This window comes from Micromonospora olivasterospora (genome assembly GCF_007830265.1).
Taxonomy (GTDB): domain Bacteria; phylum Actinomycetota; class Actinomycetes; order Mycobacteriales; family Micromonosporaceae; genus Micromonospora; species Micromonospora olivasterospora.
Map to the genome: position 1 here is coordinate 6,443,737 of NZ_VLKE01000001.1, position 16,801 is coordinate 6,460,537.

The 16,801-nt window shown below is 70.0% G+C and carries 13 protein-coding genes and 3 pseudogenes; 7 read left to right on the forward strand and 9 right to left on the reverse strand.

What is annotated here, in order from left to right; genetic code table 11:
• Positions 1 to 108: 108 nt before the first annotated feature.
• The 3 genes and pseudogenes from JD77_RS34435 to JD77_RS29115 form a co-directional block, all read right to left on the reverse strand.
• A complete protein-coding gene (locus tag JD77_RS34435) occupies positions 109 to 621 on the reverse strand; it encodes an MFS transporter (RefSeq protein WP_246141079.1) in 513 nt (170 codons plus the stop codon).
• Between the two features lie 41 nt (positions 622 to 662).
• Positions 663 to 1,217: pseudogene (locus JD77_RS35775) on the reverse strand (MFS transporter); the annotation flags it as partial.
• 1 nt (position 1,218) lies between these two features.
• Positions 1,219 to 1,575: a hypothetical protein gene (locus JD77_RS29115; RefSeq protein WP_145777052.1), complete on the reverse strand. Its 357-nt coding sequence runs from the start codon at positions 1,573 to 1,575 to the stop codon at positions 1,219 to 1,221.
• Positions 1,576 to 2,280: 705 nt separating this feature from the next.
• On the opposite strand from JD77_RS29115, the gene JD77_RS29120 reads away from it, so the two are divergent.
• Positions 2,281 to 3,534, forward strand: a complete 1,254-nt coding sequence (locus JD77_RS29120) for an ISL3 family transposase (RefSeq protein WP_145772635.1) — start codon at positions 2,281 to 2,283, stop codon at positions 3,532 to 3,534.
• 317 nt (positions 3,535 to 3,851) lie between these two features.
• On the forward strand, positions 3,852 to 5,135 hold the full coding sequence (locus JD77_RS29125) for a hypothetical protein (protein ID WP_145777053.1): 1,284 nt from the start codon (positions 3,852 to 3,854) through the stop codon (positions 5,133 to 5,135).
• 209 nt (positions 5,136 to 5,344) lie between these two features.
• On the opposite strand, the gene JD77_RS29130 is transcribed toward JD77_RS29125, so the two are convergent.
• The 4 genes and pseudogenes from JD77_RS29130 to JD77_RS35780 all read right to left on the reverse strand — a co-directional run.
• Complete coding sequence (locus tag JD77_RS29130) at positions 5,345 to 5,821, reverse strand: sulfite exporter TauE/SafE family protein (RefSeq protein WP_246141363.1); 477 nt, start codon at positions 5,819 to 5,821, stop codon at positions 5,345 to 5,347.
• A 229-nt stretch (positions 5,822 to 6,050) separates the two neighbouring features.
• Complete coding sequence (locus JD77_RS29135) at positions 6,051 to 6,446, reverse strand: YkvA family protein (protein WP_145777054.1); 396 nt, start codon at positions 6,444 to 6,446, stop codon at positions 6,051 to 6,053.
• Positions 6,439 to 7,008, reverse strand: a complete 570-nt coding sequence (locus JD77_RS29140; RefSeq protein WP_145777055.1) for a Chromate resistance protein ChrB — start codon at positions 7,006 to 7,008, stop codon at positions 6,439 to 6,441. Before JD77_RS29140 ends, JD77_RS29135 begins: the two co-directional genes overlap by 8 nt.
• A gap of 85 nt (positions 7,009 to 7,093) precedes the next feature.
• A pseudogene (locus tag JD77_RS35780) lies at positions 7,094 to 7,213 on the reverse strand (IS701 family transposase); the annotation flags it as partial.
• A 298-nt stretch (positions 7,214 to 7,511) separates the two neighbouring features.
• Here JD77_RS35780 and JD77_RS29145 point away from each other — a divergent pair.
• Complete coding sequence (locus tag JD77_RS29145; protein WP_145777056.1) at positions 7,512 to 9,113, forward strand: hypothetical protein; 1,602 nt, start codon at positions 7,512 to 7,514, stop codon at positions 9,111 to 9,113.
• On the opposite strand, the gene JD77_RS32570 is transcribed toward JD77_RS29145, so the two are convergent.
• Positions 9,099 to 9,251 (reverse strand): hypothetical protein, encoded by a 153-nt coding sequence (locus tag JD77_RS32570; protein WP_170286587.1) that lies wholly within the window; start codon positions 9,249 to 9,251, stop codon positions 9,099 to 9,101. The two genes, JD77_RS29145 and JD77_RS32570, sit on opposite strands and share 15 nt — an antisense overlap.
• A gap of 802 nt (positions 9,252 to 10,053) precedes the next feature.
• Between JD77_RS32570 and JD77_RS32575 the strand changes: the two genes are divergently transcribed.
• Both JD77_RS32575 and JD77_RS29150 read left to right on the forward strand, forming a co-directional pair.
• On the forward strand, positions 10,054 to 10,218 hold the full coding sequence (locus JD77_RS32575; RefSeq protein WP_170286588.1) for a hypothetical protein: 165 nt from the start codon (positions 10,054 to 10,056) through the stop codon (positions 10,216 to 10,218).
• Between the two features lie 249 nt (positions 10,219 to 10,467).
• Complete coding sequence (locus JD77_RS29150; protein ID WP_145777057.1) at positions 10,468 to 12,060, forward strand: hypothetical protein; 1,593 nt, start codon at positions 10,468 to 10,470, stop codon at positions 12,058 to 12,060.
• A gap of 86 nt (positions 12,061 to 12,146) precedes the next feature.
• Here the strand turns inward: JD77_RS29150 and JD77_RS35280 are convergent.
• Positions 12,147 to 12,311: pseudogene (locus tag JD77_RS35280) on the reverse strand (metal-dependent hydrolase); the annotation flags it as partial.
• A 310-nt stretch (positions 12,312 to 12,621) separates the two neighbouring features.
• Between JD77_RS35280 and JD77_RS29160 the strand changes: the two are divergent.
• Together JD77_RS29160 and JD77_RS29165 are read left to right on the forward strand one after the other, a co-directional pair.
• Positions 12,622 to 14,757, forward strand: coding sequence for a helix-turn-helix transcriptional regulator (locus JD77_RS29160; RefSeq protein WP_170286589.1), 2,136 nt, complete (start codon positions 12,622 to 12,624; stop codon positions 14,755 to 14,757).
• Between the two features lie 73 nt (positions 14,758 to 14,830).
• Positions 14,831 to 16,801 (forward strand): hypothetical protein, encoded by a 1,971-nt coding sequence (locus JD77_RS29165; RefSeq protein WP_145777059.1) that lies wholly within the window; start codon positions 14,831 to 14,833, stop codon positions 16,799 to 16,801.

Here is a 16,801-nt window from a genome sequence, read left to right on the forward strand (position 1 = left end):
GTGCTTCCGCCAGGACTGCCGGAACCCCCTGTTGCTGGGAGACCGGCTCGGGGGCTGAGCCGGTGCAGTCGGACATGGTGTCCACTTCAGGCTCCCGCCACAGGTGGCCTACGCGGGCTGGCGGTCGGCCGGGACGCCCAGGCGCAGCAGCGGCAGGCAGGAGAGGAGCAGGCCGACCGCACCCACCCACAGGGCCACCCGGGCGCCGGCGGCGGCCCCCAGCACGGTGCCCAGCAGCGCGCCCAGCGGCATCGCCCTGCCGAGCAGGAACCGCATGGTGGCATTCATCCGGCCGAGCAGCTCGGGCGGGCACAGCTGCTGGCGCAGACTGACCTGGGCCACATTGGAGGCCGTCGCACCCGCCCACAGCAGCAGGTAGCCGCCGGCCGCCAGCCAGATCCGGCCGGCGCTGTCGAACAGGGGTGTGAGCAGCGCGAACGGCGCGGTGACGAGGAGGCAGAGCCAGGCCGAGTGATTCTGCCCGAGCCGCTGGGCCAGGCGCCGGGCCACCACCGCGCCGAGGATCCCGCCGGTGCCGCCCGCGCTGAAGTACGCGCTGGCCGTCGCCGGGGACGCGCCCAGCTCGCTGACCAGGCGCACCGGCACCATCGTCTGCAACACCAGGGCAAACATGTTGTACGGATCCGGGCCAGGTACGCGGCGGACCCGGCGAACCCCGCCGCGATCAGCAGGACGGCGGGTCCGGTGCCGGCCAGCTCGACGGCCAGCCCGGCCAGTGCGGGACCCGCGACCTGCGCCACCGCGAGGGTGGTGCTCAGGCGGGCGTCGCCCTCGACCAGCTCCTCGGGCCGCACCACCCGCGGGAGGTAGCTCTGGTGCGCGACGTCGAAGAACACCGTGAGCACCCCGACGCCGAGGACGACGACGTACAACTGGCCGAGCGCCACGCCGCCCGGCGCCGCCGGCACGGACAGCGAGGCGATGAGCGCGGCCCGCCCCAGGTCGGTGCCGATGAGCAGCCGCCGCTGCCGCACCTGGTCGACGACCGCGCCGGCGGGCAGGCCGACGACCAGGAACGCGACCGTGCCCAGCGTGCCGACCAGACCCACCTGCCACGCGGAGGCGTGCATCGGGCCGACCGCCACCAACGGCAGCGCCACCAGGGCCATCCGGGCGCCGAACTGGCTCGCGACCGCCCCGAGCCACAGGGACCGGAAGTCGTGCTGCCGGAGCAGCCCGGAGCGGCGGTACGCCATGTCAGGTCGGCGCGGCCGTGGTCGGGACGTCGGCCGCCCGCAGCCAGGTCGCGCGCAGCAGGTCGGCGGCCCGGTCCGCCTCGATGTCGGGCCGCTCCGCGAGCAGTTCGAAGAACCGGACCAGAGCGGCACCCACCGGCTCGGCGCCCGGCAGCACCTCGGGGTCGTGGTGGACGGTCAGCTCGGGCTGCTCAGCCGACCACGTGACCGCCAGGTGCGCCAGCGCGGCGTCGCGCGCAAGGAAGTCGTCCCGGTCCGTCCCCAGGTCGCGGACGACGGCGCGGACCGTGTCGGCCTCGGGCCCCAGTTCGCCCGGGCAGCGCAGCCGCACGGCGAGGATCCGCGCCCGGGCGACCACGCCGAGCCGGTCGCCAGCCAGGCCGGCGGCCAGGGATTCCGCCGCGGCGAGCGCCTCCCCGGCCGGCTGCCCGCTCGTCGCGGCATGCCCGGCCGGGCCAGTGCGGTGGCGAGGCGGACCGGCAGGCCCGCCGCCTCGGGCGGCACCGGGGGAAGCGGTTGCCGGCCGTCCTCGGCGAGCAGGAGATCCCGCCAGGCGCGCACCGGGGGGGCGGTGCGCCCGCCACTCGGCCCGGGCCGCGTTGCCGCCCGTGACGGCCCTGCTGGTCAGCACGCCCGGAACGCGGCATCGCCGCGCACGGCCGGGCGAATAGATCCCGGGCACTGGCGGACCGGAGGGGATTTGCACCCCCGATGGGGTAGGGGCTTACCCCCTGATCCACCTTGCCGGACACTCCAGGATCAAGCAGGTCATGGAACGTCACCACGCCGACGAAATGCTCATCCCCGCTCTGTTCAACGCGTCCCGGCCATGATCAACCGACTTTGCCCTGGCGCTGGCGCATTCCCGCACCTCAAGGCCCGATTGTCGTCGTTTCGCCGGTGCGTCGGCGTATTGCTCGGCACAGCCAGTCGGCATGATTGCCGAAAAGGGGCTCTTGTGATGTTCTCGTGGGTGGGTTGACGCCCTGATCAACAGGGCACGCCGTGTCCCGTCTAGGTTTCTGGCTTGTCGAAGGTCAGAAACTGAAGATTGGGAAACGGCGTGCGTTTGACCAGGTTATTGCATCGACAGGCAGGGCTGGAACGGGCCGTCGTCGAGGGCGTGCGCCTCGATGACGACACCGACGGTGAGGTCTTGGTGATCTCTGCCCGGCCGCGCAAGGGCGCGGCGCGTCGCTGCGGGCGCTGCCGGGCTCGCGCGCCGTGGTACGACCGCGGCTGGGGCAGACGGCGGTGGCGGCACCTGGACTTCGGCACGCTGCGGGTGGTCATCGAGGCCGCCGTGCCTCGGGTCGACTGTGCCGAGCACGGGCCGACGGTGATCGCGGTGCCGTGGGCGCGTCACGGTGCCCGGTTCACCACGGCGTTCGAGGACACCGCGGCGTGGCTGGCCGCGCGCACGTCCGCGTCGGCGGTGACCGGGCTGCTACGCATCGCCTGGCGCAGCGTGGTCGCCATCGTCGGCCGGGTCGTCGACGCTGCCGCCGCCGGCACCGATCGACTGGCCGGACTCAAACGGATCGGTATCGACGAGGTCGCCTACCGCAAGGGCCAGCGCTACCTGACCCTGGTCGTCGATCACGACACCGGCCGCCTGGTGTGGGCCGCCGACGGGCGGGACAAGGCCACCGTCGCCGCGTTCTTCGACGAGCTGGGCGCGCAGCGGGCCGCGGCGCTGACCCACGTGTCGGCCGACGCCGCCGCCTGGATCGGTGACGTGGTGGCCGAGCGGGCGCCGCAGGCGGTCCGCTGCCTTGACCCCTATCACCTGGTCGCCTGGGTCACCGACGCCCTCGACGAGGTACGCCGGGCGGTGTGGAACACCGCCCGTGGCGGCAAAGGCGGCCGCACCGAGGCGTCCAAGACCCTCAAAGACGCCCGGTGGGCGCTGTGGAAGAACCCGCCGAACCTGACCGACAAGCAGAAGGCGACCCTGGCCACGATCCAGGCCACCAACCGGCCGCTGTACCGGGCGTACCTGCTCAAGGAACAGTTCCGGGAGATCATCGCGGTCAAGGGCGCCGACGGCAGGCTCCTGCTGCAGGCGTGGCTACGCTGGGCGAGCCGGTCGAAGCTGGCCCCGTTCGTCAAGCTGGCCAAGACGATTCGCCGTCACCTGCCCGCGATCCACAACATGCTCGACAGCGGACTGTCCAACGCCCGCATCGAGGCCAACAACGTCCACCTGCGCGTGCTGACCCGCCAGGCCTACGGCTACCACAGCGCCAAAGCGTTGATCACCATGGCCAACCTCCGCCGCGGCGGCCTCTGCCCACCACTACCCGGACGATCATGAACCCGACCCACGAGAACGGCAGTAGACCCCGAAAAGGGCAGCGGCTGCCAGCAACTCCTCGATCTTCGCCACGGCATGAATCCAACCATGACGCCGCAGAGCGTGCCGATGACGGCGGCGATCAGGCAAGACGACGAATCGGGACGGGTCCAGATCGGCTCCGCTGGCGCATAGCCTTAACGCACGCAGGGCATGTTCTGGCATGTTGCCGACAGAGAGCGGCGGTCCACCGGGCCCGGTGGGATCGTTCGCGCATGATGCGAAACATATTCAGAGCAGGTCTGGCAACTGCCCTGGTCGCCGCCCTGGCAGCAAGTGTGATCACGCCGGCTGCCGCCGCCGAGGAGCCGACCAAGAAGTACAGCACGCTGCGGCTTTGCGACCCGACAGCATGCTACGTCGCCTGGTCGGTGGTCGACGCCGACCACGACGGGGTCTGCGACGCCGACGAGCTGCAAGCCGGCTCCGACCCGTACGATCCGGCCAGCCGGCCGGGCCTGGAACTGATCGCCGAGCTGCTCATCGACCGCAAGCTGCCGTCGTTCGAGTATGGCCTCGCCTCCCTGGTGGCGTTCCCCGCCGAGATCATCAAGGCGCGCGAGGCGCTGGGCGTCGACCCGCTCGGGGCGTTCCCGCTCCACAAGCGCGCCGACGCGCTCACCCGGATGGGCGTCTCCGGCGAGCAGCTGAACAAGTTCGGCATCTCGCCTGAGCACAGCGGCTTCTCGCTCGGCATCGAGGGGGTCCAGCCGGGCGGGGCCCGGCCAGGCGCCCGGGTAAACGGCATGGAGGCCAGCCTGATCAGCGCGGGTGAGAAAAGCCCGAGGACCCACGTGTTCGGGGGCGGGATCGTCAGCACCGAGAAGAACTGGTGGGGCGACACCGTCGATACCTATGCCGACGGCTCCAAGCGGACCACCACGCCCATCGACAACGGGGCCAGCATCGAAATCACCGACAAGGACGGCAACAAGGCGGGCACCACTGTCAAGCATGGCGGCACCGTCCATGAGGGCACCACCGAGGTCACCTACAGCAGCGAGGCGCTCCTGGACAGCGACGACAACCTGATCCAGTCGAAGGACACCGAGCACCGCAAGGAGAAGGACGGGTCGTCGACGACGACGACCGTCACCACGGAGTACATCCGCGACGGAGACGGCAAGCTCATGGGCACCGTCACCGTCACCACGAAAGAAGCCACGTCCTCCAGCGGCGCGACCTCCAAGAGCACAAACACCGCGGTGTGCGACGCCAGCGGAAAGCAGTGCACCGACTACCCCGACACCACGAAGTACATCGATCCCGAGCAGGCGTACAACTCGATGGTGACGCAGGAGAGGGTCGACGGTGTGTTGCGCCTGCGTGGCGCGGCGGTCAACGTGGTCCCGGGTTGGAACGCCCCGGGGATGGAGGAGCAGCCGGAGAACCCCGCCAACCCGTCCACGATCATGCTGGTCGACGGCACGGTGGGCGAACTCTTCCTGCTGACCGAGCCCAAGCGGGTCACCCAGGCCCAGCCCGAAGGCCACCCCGGGCTGCCCAGCCCCAGGGACGCGGGTACGTTGCCGGGCGGCGGCGGGTGCGAGGGGCTCTGCTGACGTCCTTCCGGGCGGTACGACAGAGAGCCGTACCGCCCGCAAGCGGGGCGCATGTCCTCTGTAGCGCTTTCGGTGGGACGCCAGAGTTCGCAGGCGTAGAGGACGGCGCACCGGTGGAATGCACCTATTCAGAATCAGTGCTATTCGTCGAATTTGGCGTCGTCCGTAGCGTCCAGCCAATACCTGCGGCGTCCCTGTTGGCTTGGGAGTCACAGGCCGGCGAGGAAGAACGGGGCGGTCAGCGGGCCGACCGAGCCGAGGAGGGCGGAGCCGAGGCCGGAGGCGGCGCCGACGGCGGCGAAGGTCCGGTCGCGGGGTTTGCGGGGGTGTGGGTTGAGGCGTCGCCAGATGACCACGCCGATGAGGAACACGCCGAGCAGGCGCTTGAGAGGGCGAAGGGGGGCGTGGGCCAGCAACAGCCCGCCGGCGATGGCCAGGGGGACGGCGCCGGCGGCGAACCAGCCGATCAGGGGCCAGCGCAGATGGTGGCGGTTGAGCCAGACCCGGGAGGCGTTGCTGGACAGTTGGGTGAGGGTCAGCATCGGCACGGCCACGCGCAGCCCGAACAGGGCGGTGAACACCGGCAGCAGCAACACCCCGCCGCCGAACCCTGCGACCGCGGACAACGCGGCCAGGGTGAACGCGGCGGCGGACGCGGCGACCAGGACCAGCAGCTCGTGCACCATCACCGGCTCAGCCTGCCACCTCTATCGTCTTCGGCTTGGCCTCCTGCTTGTGGTGCAGCGGCTCCGGGTGCCGCCGGCGTTAGTGACCTGGCTGGTTGTAACGGCGTGAATCTGGCGGGTCACGATTGATGCGGCGACGCGTGTCCGGGGTTTCCGGAGCGTTTGCGCAGTGTCTGGTGGGCGAGGAGACACCGGTCGACCCGAAGGGCTATCACCCGAGGGTTGCCAGTCAGGCTGATGGCTTGCCAAGAAGTCGTTCGATGATTCGGGGTTCGCCGGGCCAGGCGGCCATCAGGACTTCCCGGGGAACCTGTCGACCGGCGTAGCGGAGAGCGAGCGCGACCACGACGATGTCGTCGAGGGGGCCGATGACGGGCAGGAATTCGGGGATGAGGTCGATCGGGCTGGCCACCCAGAGTCCGGCGATCAGGACGGCGATCTTTGCCCGGCGGGGCACTCGGGGATCTCTGCGGAGCCGCCGGACGGTGGTGACACAGTCGGGGATGAAGGCGGCGAGGTCGCGCAGGATGCCGGGCGGTAGCCGGCGGGCCAGCAGGATCAGCAGCGCCCACGAGGCGAGCAGCAGCACGACCGCGATGGCCAGGCCGATAAGCCAGTCACGCATTGGGCACCTCTTGACCGAGTGGGGCGTGCACGGCTTGGTAGACGTCGTCGGCGTAGCCGTCGAGGACCTCGGTGCAGTGCTTGAGGCGGTCCTCGGCCTGGACGCCCTCGGCGACGCCGTAGATGTCGCGGGCCTTGAGTTCGCGGAACCAGCGGCGTAGCCGGTCCAGGCTCTGTTCTTCCTCGTCGAGTTCAGCGACGGTGAGCTTGCCGATGCGCTTCTCTTTGGCGATCTCGGCTTCGTACTTGTCGCATTCAGAGACGAACTCGGTCCACTCTTCGGCGCGGGCGGCGTTGAACTCCCGGATCAGGCTGGCCCGGCTGGGCTCGTCGCGGGCGGCGGCGTCGAGCATGAGCATCTGGCCGTCGGCGCGGTGGACTAGCTCCGCGACGCGATCGAGGCCGGTGGCGAAGACCGGTGCGGCGGGTGCGGCCCAGACACCTCCGCCGACCGGGATGGCACCGACCCGGCGTAGTTCTCGCCAGACCGCGACCCGATGCCGAGACGGCCCAGTCGGTAGTCGGAGCACCGTCAGTAACCAGTCAAGAGAATCATCCGCCACGCGTCGGATTGTAACGGCTGCTACATCCGCATCGGTAGCAGCAGCCGGGAGGACGATGTGCTCCCCTGCTGGGCCGCATCAGCGGGTGCCAGCTGGTCCAGCCGCGGACCTGGCAGTGGTCCAGGTCGACCTGACCCTTGCCGGTCTGGCACAACTCCTCGATGCTTCAGCGGGAGCCCGCGATGGTGACGAGGGTGTGCAGCGACATCGCCACCACGGCCCGACATACCCGCCTCCCGATGACCGGACCGGACCGGACCGGACCGGACCGGACCGGACCGGTGGCATGCTCCACAAGCGCCGGACCATCGCCGCCCGGAGTTCCGCCGACCGCTCAGCTGATCACGCCATGCCCTCTACCGGACGCGCCGATACCCCGGGTCGCCGGCCGGAATGTCCCTTCCCGCGCCAAAATCCAGACGCGATTCACGCGGCGGGCCGGTGACGATCGCCCCCCAGGGTGTCCCGAAAGATCTACCACAGTGGATCATCGGGAGGATCGCATGATCGACGGAAGTCAACGACGACGGATCCGACGCCTCGCGTCCCTGGGAGTCGGCGTACTGCTGGCCAGCCTGCTCGCGCCAACCCACACAGCCCAAGCGCAACCGGACCCGGCGCCCGCACCGGGCAAGGCGACCTTCAGCGAGCCCGCCGCCTTCGACGTCACCGCGCCCCTGCGCGACATCGCCAGCACCGCCCGGCGCTCGCTGGCGTCCACGCCGTGGCAGTTGCCCGAGGAACGCGGACCGCGGCTCAGCGACCGCGGCCACACCCCCGACCAGGCGATCCAAGCCAAGAAGCCGCCCCGCACGATCGGCGGCACCACCGCGAACTTCGAGGGCCTCAGCAACCAGGACAACTTCAACGTCACGGGCCGCCGGGTCAACCCGCCCGACCCGGTCGGTGACGTCGGCCCGAACCACTACGTCGAGATGGTCAACCTGGTCTTCGGCGTCTACTCCAAGAGCGGTCAGATGCTGCTGGGCCCCCTGGCGCTCGGCGACCTGTGGGCCGGCTTCGCGGTCGACGAGTGCACCGACGACTCCGGCGACCCGGTCGTGCTCTACGACCAGCGGGCCGACCGCTGGATTCTCACCCAGTTCACCACCCGTGGCTCGAACTACCCGAACGAGCCGGCCAACCTCTTCTACAACTGCGTCGCCGTCTCCACCACCGGTGACCCGACCGGCTTCTACTACCGGTACGCGTTCAGCACCGGCTACAACTTCCCGGACTACCCGAAGTACGGGATCTGGGGCGACTCCTACCTGATCACCACCCGCGAGTTCGGCACCGTCGACCCGTCCGTCTACGGCATCGGCGTCTACGGCCTCGAACGGGACCGGATGATCGCCGGCGACCCGAACGCCCGGGCGGTGGGCTTCCTGCTTCAGGAGGGCAGGGTTCCGCTGAACCTCATCGGCGACGGCCTACTCCCCGCGGACGCGGACGGACCCAAGCCACCCCCGGCCGGCTCGCCCGCACCGATCGTCGGCACCCAGGACGACGGTGCCGGCTACGGCGCCACCTTCGACGCCGTCAACGTCTGGGAATTCAACGTCACCTGGAACGCCGCCCCCACCGCCTCGATCGGCCTCAAGACCCAACTCCCGACCGCACAGTTCGACTCGGTCTTCCCCTGCCAGCCGACCGCCCGCGACTGCCTGCCCCAACCGGCATCACCAACCCCGACCAGTACCTCGACGTACTCTCGTACCGGCAGCGGCCCACCTGGCGGCTGGCCTACCGCACGTTCGACTCGTACGAGTCCATGGTCACCAACCAGTCCGTCGAGGCGCTGCCCGGGCAGGCCGGTATCCGTTGGTGGGAGCTGCGCCGCGACAAGCGCGGCAAATACACCATCCGCCAGGAAGGCACCTTCGCTGCTCACCCTCGGTGAGGGCACCATCGTCAACGGCACCGCCGCCCAGACCAGCCTCAACTCGCGCTGGGGCGACTACAGCTCGATGAACGTCGACCCCGTTGACGACTGCACCTTCTGGTACGTCAACGAGTACTACACCCAGGCCGGCGCCGCCCAGGCACCCAACGGCAACGGCTGGCAGACCCGCATCGCCAGTTTCCGCCTACCCCACTGCTGACCGACGATCGGGGCGGGCGACCACCCGGCCGCCCGCCCCGATGCCCGCGGGATGGTGCCCCGGCGGCAGGGCCTCGACGAGTGTGACCGCGTCAACGTCGAGCAGCACCTGCCGCTCCTCGCGGCTGGTCGAGCGCACCGGTGTTCTCCTCGATTGTGGGCGGCGGTGGTGTGATCAGGCGTTTGCCCTGCCGCGACGGCGCGGGCCCGTCCGTGCGCGGCGGCCGCCGGCGAGGAAGGTGCGGACGTCGGTGTACTGGGCGGGGACCTGCACGTCGAGGGTGAGCGACTCGCCGTCGGTGGCCGGTTCGGCTGTGACGGCGGAGGTGAAGGAGCAGCACGGCGTCTTGCGGGGGCAAGGTCTCGCACCCTGGTCTCCGGGCCGGCGGGTCCGGTCAGCCGCATCCGGCTGTAGGCCGGCCCGACGGTCTCCACGTGGCAGCGCCGTGACGGCGTCCACTCGACGGCAAGCCTGTACCCGGGCACCGATCGCAAGTTCGATGTGCGCGAGGACTCCGACGGCGCGGAGTTCAAGCATGGTGCCGAGCGCCGGCAGTGCCTCCTCGCCGCGTTCCGGTCAATCCGCCAGGCCCGATACGAGCGGAGCAGTTCCAAACGACAGGGCGCATGGGCGGCAACCGTTGGCGCCTTGTCGGCGTCCCATGACTGTGGGTGTGCGAGCAGGCTGGTCGCGAATGGCCCTCGTGCTGCCGGCCGTACTGCTGGCGGGGTGTGCGGTAGCCGATCCTGGAGGCGCGCCGGCGGCACCGACGGCCGGGGGTGCGGGAGTTCGGGGCACGGCAACGGTCGACGTCGGCTGCCCCGTGCTGGACGCCGGATCGCCGTGTCCGCGGGTCCCCCTCAGGGCCCGGATCGTGGTCTTCCGGGCCGGGTCCGACCATCAGGTGGCGGTTACCGAGGCAGGCGAGGACGGGCGTTTCATGATCGACCTGGAGCCGGGCGGCTACGAGTTGCGTGGCGAGAACGCGACCGGCCGGCCGGTCCCGCAGGCCACGCCTGTCAACCTCGTGATACGGCCGGGGCGGTACGCGGAGATCGAAATTCGGTTCGACTCTGGCATCAGAGGCGCCTCGACGGCACAGTGACGCATCGGGCCTATCTCCGACACATTCCAGCAAGTATGGATATTAGTGAATCCGCCGACTTGCACGCCCATCGCCACTCACCGTAACTGTCAAAACCCGACAATCGCCTATGCCGACGCCTCGACGCCTGGCATCTTCACTGTCGGGAAGCTTCCCGCTACTCACGATCACATCCGTCCGTGCCTCGAAACGAGGGAAACAGTGGGAAGACTACGTAACGCCATGGCCGCCACAGGGTGCGCAGCCCTGTTGGCGAGCCTGCTCGTCACCGTCGACGTCGCCGCAGCGAGCCCGCCCACGGCACCAGCGGCGCAGGTCGCGATCGCCCCGGCCGGACGCGGCTACGCCACCCCGAAGCTCATCGACCAGCGCACCAACTCACCGGCCCGCCAAACCGCCACGACTGCCGACCACCCCGTCCTGGGTGTCGACGGCAAGCCCACCGGCGCCACCCTGCCCGCCGGCATCAGCAAGGCCGCCAAGCCGTCCGCCGCAGCCACCAGCGCCCGCATCCCGGACGGTCCGAACACCGGACCGAGCGGACAACCGCGCGCGCCGTCACCGACCACCATCAACTCCAACTTCGCCGGCATCGACCAGGCCGGCGGCGGCGGCGCCCAACCGTCCGACATCAACGCCAGCGTGGGCACCACCCAGATCATGGAGACCGTCAACCGGCGGGTCACCGTGTTCAGCAAGACCGGCGTACTCCAGTGCACCAACACCCTGGCCGGGTGGCTCGGGCTCGGCACCACCAACGTGTTCGACCCGCGCACCATCTACGACAACCTGAACAACCGGTTCGTCATCATCGCCACCACCAGCGGAACCGCCGGCGCCGCCCCGCGGCTGTTCCTGGCCGCCAGCACCACCAGCAACGCCTGCGGCAGCTACTTCGTCTACACCCTGACCTTCACCGGCGCCCTGTTCCCCAACGGAATGCTGCTGGACTACCCGTACCTCGGCCAGGACCGGACGGCGATCCTGTCCTCGACCAACAACTTCAACCCCGGCTACGTCAACTCCACCGCCTGGTCGGTGTCCAAGGCACAGCTGTACGTCGGCGGCGCGGTCAGCTTCCCCGCCTTCTCCGTCGCCTTCTCCACCGCACCGGTCACCGTCACCGGCATCCCCATCGCCGCCACCGCCAACACCTACTACGTCGCCGGCGTCCCCGGCACCGGCTACAACCTCTACCGCATGAACAACAGCGCCGGACCCGGCACCACCCTCGTACTCCAGGCCACCATCGCCTCCGCCTACGCCGCCCCGAGCAGGCGCGTCAACCAGTGCGGCACCACCGTCACCCTCGACCCCCTCGACGGCCGCATAGCCTGGGCGCCCGTACAGGCCAGAAACTCGACCTTCGTCTGGTTCACCCACGGCCAGAACATCGGCGGCTTCCCGGGCGTCCGCTACGGAGCCATCAACACCGCCACCAACACCGTGACCGTGGCCAACGCCTTCCACAGCGGCACCAGCGACGACTTCAACCCATCCCTCGGCGCCTTCGAAACCGCCCCGAACTCGTTCAACATCTGGCTCAACTGGGCCTACACCGACACCGGCGCCACCACCTGCACCAACACCTCCACCACCTTCAACGGCGTGCTCCCGGGAGGCGGCCTGCCCGCCCTCACCGGCAGCGACATCACCCTGGTCACCGGGTCGAACACCACCACCAACACCCGCTTCGGTGACTACTCCAGCGTCCACGTCGACCCCGTCCCCGCCAGCGGCACCTGCCCCGCCGGCAGCACCGCCCTCCTCGCCCAGCAGTACTTCGTCGGCGGGAACTGGGCCACCCGCCTCGCCCGCGTCAGCATCGGACCCGGCTGCTGACACCTGATCGACACGAACACGGCTGCCCGGCAGTTCGACGACCGCCGGGCAGCCCGTGCGAACGAAATCCCGATCCTCGCGGCGGATCCTCGTGGGACGGGCAGCCACCATCCACCTCCCGGGCCGGGCAGCGCTGCGGCCATCGCCCCGACCACCAGGCCGGCCAGTGCCGCCCCCCACGGCCCGCGGGTGGGTTTGCGCAGCGCCCCACGCGTCGCCAGCGCCGCGGCCAGCTCCGCGACGACCGCAGCACCTCGTCGAGGCAGTACCGCCCAACAGTCAGTAGTACTGATGCCACGTCTAGTTGACCCAGCAGTGCGGCGGTCGTCGCACCATACCGATACCGGCCGGGTGAACCTCGGCCGGACAGGTCGGCGGTTCCGGGCTATGGGTCGAGACGAGCGATGCGGATGTGGAAGGAAGCGCTGCTGGCCGGAGAGGATCTCGGCTGGTCAGCTGATGACCAGCACTCCGCGGTGTTCGGTAAAGTCGCGGCGCTGCGTGCCGGCCGGCGTGCAGCGGGCCCTAGGCAAGGCGTTTCACCAGCACGACAGGATGCACATGGGTACGACGGGCGTCGTCGGGCGCGTGGACGAGCTGGCTCGGATCACTTCGCTGCTACAGCCGCAGCCGGTGGAGCGAGGTCTCGTGATCACCGGCGACCATGGCATCGGCAAGACGGCCCTGTGCGGCGCGGCGACGGACCAGATCCGGGCCACCGGTACGCACGAGCTGCTGCAGTGCGCACCGGCCGAGGCCGAACGCCACCTGGCGTACTCGGGCCTGAGCGATCTGCTCGCCGCGGTCGATCCGGCTGTGCTCGACGGTCTGCCACCGCCGCAGCGGCATGCAATGGCGGTGGCGACTCTGACGGCCGATCCGACACCCACTGCGCCGGACGAGCGGGCGGTGGCGTACGGGTTTCTCGGTGTCGTACGCGCTCTGGCCGCCGTACGCCCAGTGGTGATCGCGGTCGACGACCTGCAGTGGCTCGACGCGCCCACTGCCCTCGCGCTGTCCTACGTGGCCCGTCGATGTGCGGCCGAAGCGGTCGTGTTCTTGCTGAGCGGGGTCGGCATCGGTGGCGTACAGCCGCACCCGGTCGTCGCCGCATTGGGCCGCCGGGCCTGGTCCGAACTGGTCCTCGGTCCGCTCGGGCTGGGATCGCTGCATCGGCTGACACGCTCCTGTTTCGGCGTCGACCTGGCCCGGCCGCAGTTGCTGCATCTGCACGCGACATCCGGCGGCAATCCCCAGCGCGCCCTGGAGATCATGGGCTGCACCGCAGCCGCGGGCCGGCCCGGCACGCCCGAGTACGGTCCGGCCGACGTGGACGCCCGAAGCCGGGACAGCGCGGCTTTCGACGCCGACATCGCGGCCGGCGGCGAACGGGCCGGGTTCGCCCACGCGCAACTGGCTCTGCTGCTGCTGAGCACCCGAGCCGACGTGACGGTGGCCCGGGAGCACGCCCGCAACGCCGTCGACCTGCTCGGCGACGCCTGCCCCATCGAGGTGTTGACCGGCCTGGCCGTCTTGGAGAACTTCGCGGGGCCGACGACGACCGCCCGGCTCGACCAGGCGGTCGCACTGTCGCGTACCAGCCGGGTCGACTCCATATATGAGCACCCGGTGTTCTGGGCCGGTCATCGGCTCATGCTCGAGGATCGGTTCGACGAGGCGCGTACCGAGTTCCTCACGGCGCTGGCGATGGCGGCGCCGGGTGGAGATGAGTGGGCGCAGGCCGCGATGCTCGTGCACGTCGCGGAACTGGAGTGCCGGGCCGGCAACTGGAACGCCGCGGCCGCGCACGCGCGCCGTTGCAGCCTGCTCACCCGGGACGCGGCGCACGGCCAGCCGGGACTGGCCCGTTACGCCGAGGCGATGGTGGCCGTACGCCAAGGAGACCTCGTCCGAGCCAGATCCCTTGCGGCGGAAGGAAGACAGCTCGCCGAAGCGGGCGGCGACGAGCTCTACCGGATCCAGAACACCGGTGTGCTGGCGCATGCCGCCGTCGCGCTCGGCGAATGGGCCGAGGCCGCCCGGCTGCTGCGGGAGATGCCCGATCATCTGATCGCTCTGGGCTGGCGGGAGCCGACCGTGTTCCCGTTGTGGCCGGACGCGATCGAGTCCCTCATGGCGGTGGGCGAACCCGATCTGGCCACCCGGTACCACGGCATCTACGCCGCGAACGCCGACGCCTACGCCCGCCCGACCGCGCAGGCGACCGCGGCCCGGTGCGCCGGCCTGCTGCAGGCTTCGCGCGGTGACCTGCCGGGCGCTCTGGACACCATGAGCGCAGCAGCCCGGCTGCATCAGCGTTCGCCCGACCGGTACGAGTCCGGACGCACGCTGCTGGCGCTGGGCGCGATCCGGCGCCGGGCCCGGATGAAGCGGGCTGCCCGCGAAGCACTCGACGACGCGCTGGCCATCTTCGAAGAACTCGGGTCACCGGTGTGGGCCGAGCGGGTACGCGCCGAGATCGCTCGCATCGGTGGCCGGGTCGCCACGACGGAACTGACCGACGCCGAGGAGCGGGTGGCCGCCCTGGCCGCGCGCGGAGCGAGGAACCGTGCGATCGCCGCCGAGCTGTTCCTCACCGAGAACACGGTGGAGGTGCATCTTTCGCGGATCTACCGCAAACTCGCGGTACGATCGCGCGCCGAGCTCGCACACCGCTTCCCCGCGGGCAAACGTTAGGGGTTTCCGGGATTCCGGATCACGGGTGCGGTCATATCGTGGATCTTCCGGTTCGTTGCCCAGGAGAATCCGCTTGCGACCTTTCAAACTCCGTCCGCCCCGGCTGGTGGCGGCCGTACTCGCGGTGAGCCTCGTGCTCGCCGGTTGCACCGACGACTCGTCCGAGCCGGCCAAGGTGTCCGAGCTGGCCGGCGCGATGTCGACGGTCGCCCAGGATCTGCCGCCGGATGCCGTCGAGGCCGCCGAACGCCTCGTGGACATCGTGCTCGACGGTACGCCGGACCAATCCGTCGCCGCCGCGGCCGAGCTGCTGCGCCGCAGTGGCGTACCGATCGTGTCCTCTGGCGGGCCGGTGGTCGCCATGCCGGATGCGCTGGTGCTCTACGACTCTCCGGTCTACGCCGAGCTGATCCCGGCGCTGGTCACCGCGACCCGCGCCCGCGACCGGTACGCCGTCGACCAGTGGGCCACCCTGCTGACGTCATTGGGGCTCACCACCAGGAAGCTGACCTTCGCACAGGTCACCAACGCGCTGGCCGGCTGGGGAAAGCTCGACGGTGAACAGCCGGCGTTCACGACCGCCGCAGCCGTCGTACGCGCGCTGTCGGCCCGGCGCGGCCAGGTGCTCTACCCCGCCGCCGCCGTGGCCACCACCTATCTCGACCCTCTGCAGACCGTGCTGCTGCTCGCGCACGCCACCAGCCGGTTCGGAATGGTGCGGAAGTCGACGACGAAGGCCACCGCGCTCGGACTGGCCGCGGGCGCGTTCGTCGTTGCCCGAGCCGACGACGACAAGGGTCCGTGCGAGGTCTTCACGACGCTGTTCGAAACGGACAACGTCGCTACCAAAGCCAACAGCGACTTCCTCAAGGACCAGCTGAAGGACCGGCTGGCCGGTGCGGTGCTCAAGGAAGGCGCCAAGGAGATCTTCGACAGGGCGTCCGAGGCGTACGGGAAGGCCGGCGCGACGCTCAGCGTCATCATGCTCATGCTCGGCGCGCGGCTGACCCTGACCTCCGACAAAACGTCGACGCATTTCAAGCACCAGGCGGGCAGCCGAGCCGAGCACGTGACGCTCACCGCGAAGGCCGAATTCGACATCAAGATCGCTGCCGACAAGCTGGAGTGCTACTCGCTGGCCGGTCTGTCGATCCCGAAGGCCGGGCCGCTGGAGGGCTTCACCATCAAGTGGTCCAGCGAACAGGATCAGCGCGGAACGATCCAGAAGGGCGGCAGCGCCTACCTCGTCGCGGTCTCCGCCGACTCGACCAAGATGACCAAGGGCGGCAAGACCGGCGCGGACGGCGTCTCGACGCTCGAAGTCAAACCCCCGGTGGAGAAGCCGGCCGGCACCGGCGAGAAACTCAAGGGATCGGCCACCTTCATCGCAAAGATGGACAAGGAGAACTTCCCGTTCGAGCTGGGCGACCTGTTCGCTCTCGGCAGCGGCGCGGCCGGCTTCGCCGTCTCGAAGATCTTCGACCTGGTCAAGGACGCGCTCACGCGCGCGGGCCTGCCGGAACAGTCCATCACCGTCGGCGTCGACTACCACGGCAGCGACATCATCGTGGCCAAGGGCCACGGGCGCATCGAGCTGATCCTCGCCGCGATCCCCGACGCGTATGTCGATCTGGTCAGTTGCAGCGGCATCCAAGGACCATTCAAGGGTACGGGCGGCTTCGGCGGCTCGGTCACCGAATGGATTCGCCTCGCCCGGCTCATCGGCGTCCCGGTCGCCGACGAATACCCCGGCGGCCGAGCCAGGGTCTCGGTCATGGGCAACGCCGGACAACCCAATCCGTTCCCCATCATGAAGGGCGAGGGCGGCAAGCAGTTCCTCGACGGTGTGCTGACGTTCTACCCGCCCGCCTCGGCGAACAGCGCCGTCATCCTGGACGACAAGCGGGTGGGCCGGCCCGTCGGCGAGGTCGAGATGCTCGTCGCCGGCAACCCGTTCCCGTTCGGGGATCTGGTCTGGCCCGCCGTGCGAGTCACCTCCGACCCCCGCTGCCCGGAGGTGACGTATGAATACGACAACGCGTAG

What these genes read in the sequence shown, in the direction of transcription:
- JD77_RS29130 (WP_246141363.1), bottom strand. Translation starts at nt 5,821, where the DNA reads ATGGTGCACGAGCTGCTGGTCCTGGTCGCCGCGTCCGCCGCCGCGTTC.
- JD77_RS29135 (WP_145777054.1), bottom strand. Translation starts at nt 6,446, where the DNA reads ATGCGTGACTGGCTTATCGGCCTGGCCATCGCGGTCGTGCTGCTGCTC.
- JD77_RS29145 (WP_145777056.1), top strand. Translation starts at nt 7,512, where the DNA reads ATGATCGACGGAAGTCAACGACGACGGATCCGACGCCTCGCGTCCCTG.
- JD77_RS32575 (WP_170286588.1), top strand. Translation starts at nt 10,054, where the DNA reads ATGATCGACCTGGAGCCGGGCGGCTACGAGTTGCGTGGCGAGAACGCG.
- JD77_RS29160 (WP_170286589.1), top strand. Translation starts at nt 12,622, where the DNA reads ATGGGTACGACGGGCGTCGTCGGGCGCGTGGACGAGCTGGCTCGGATC.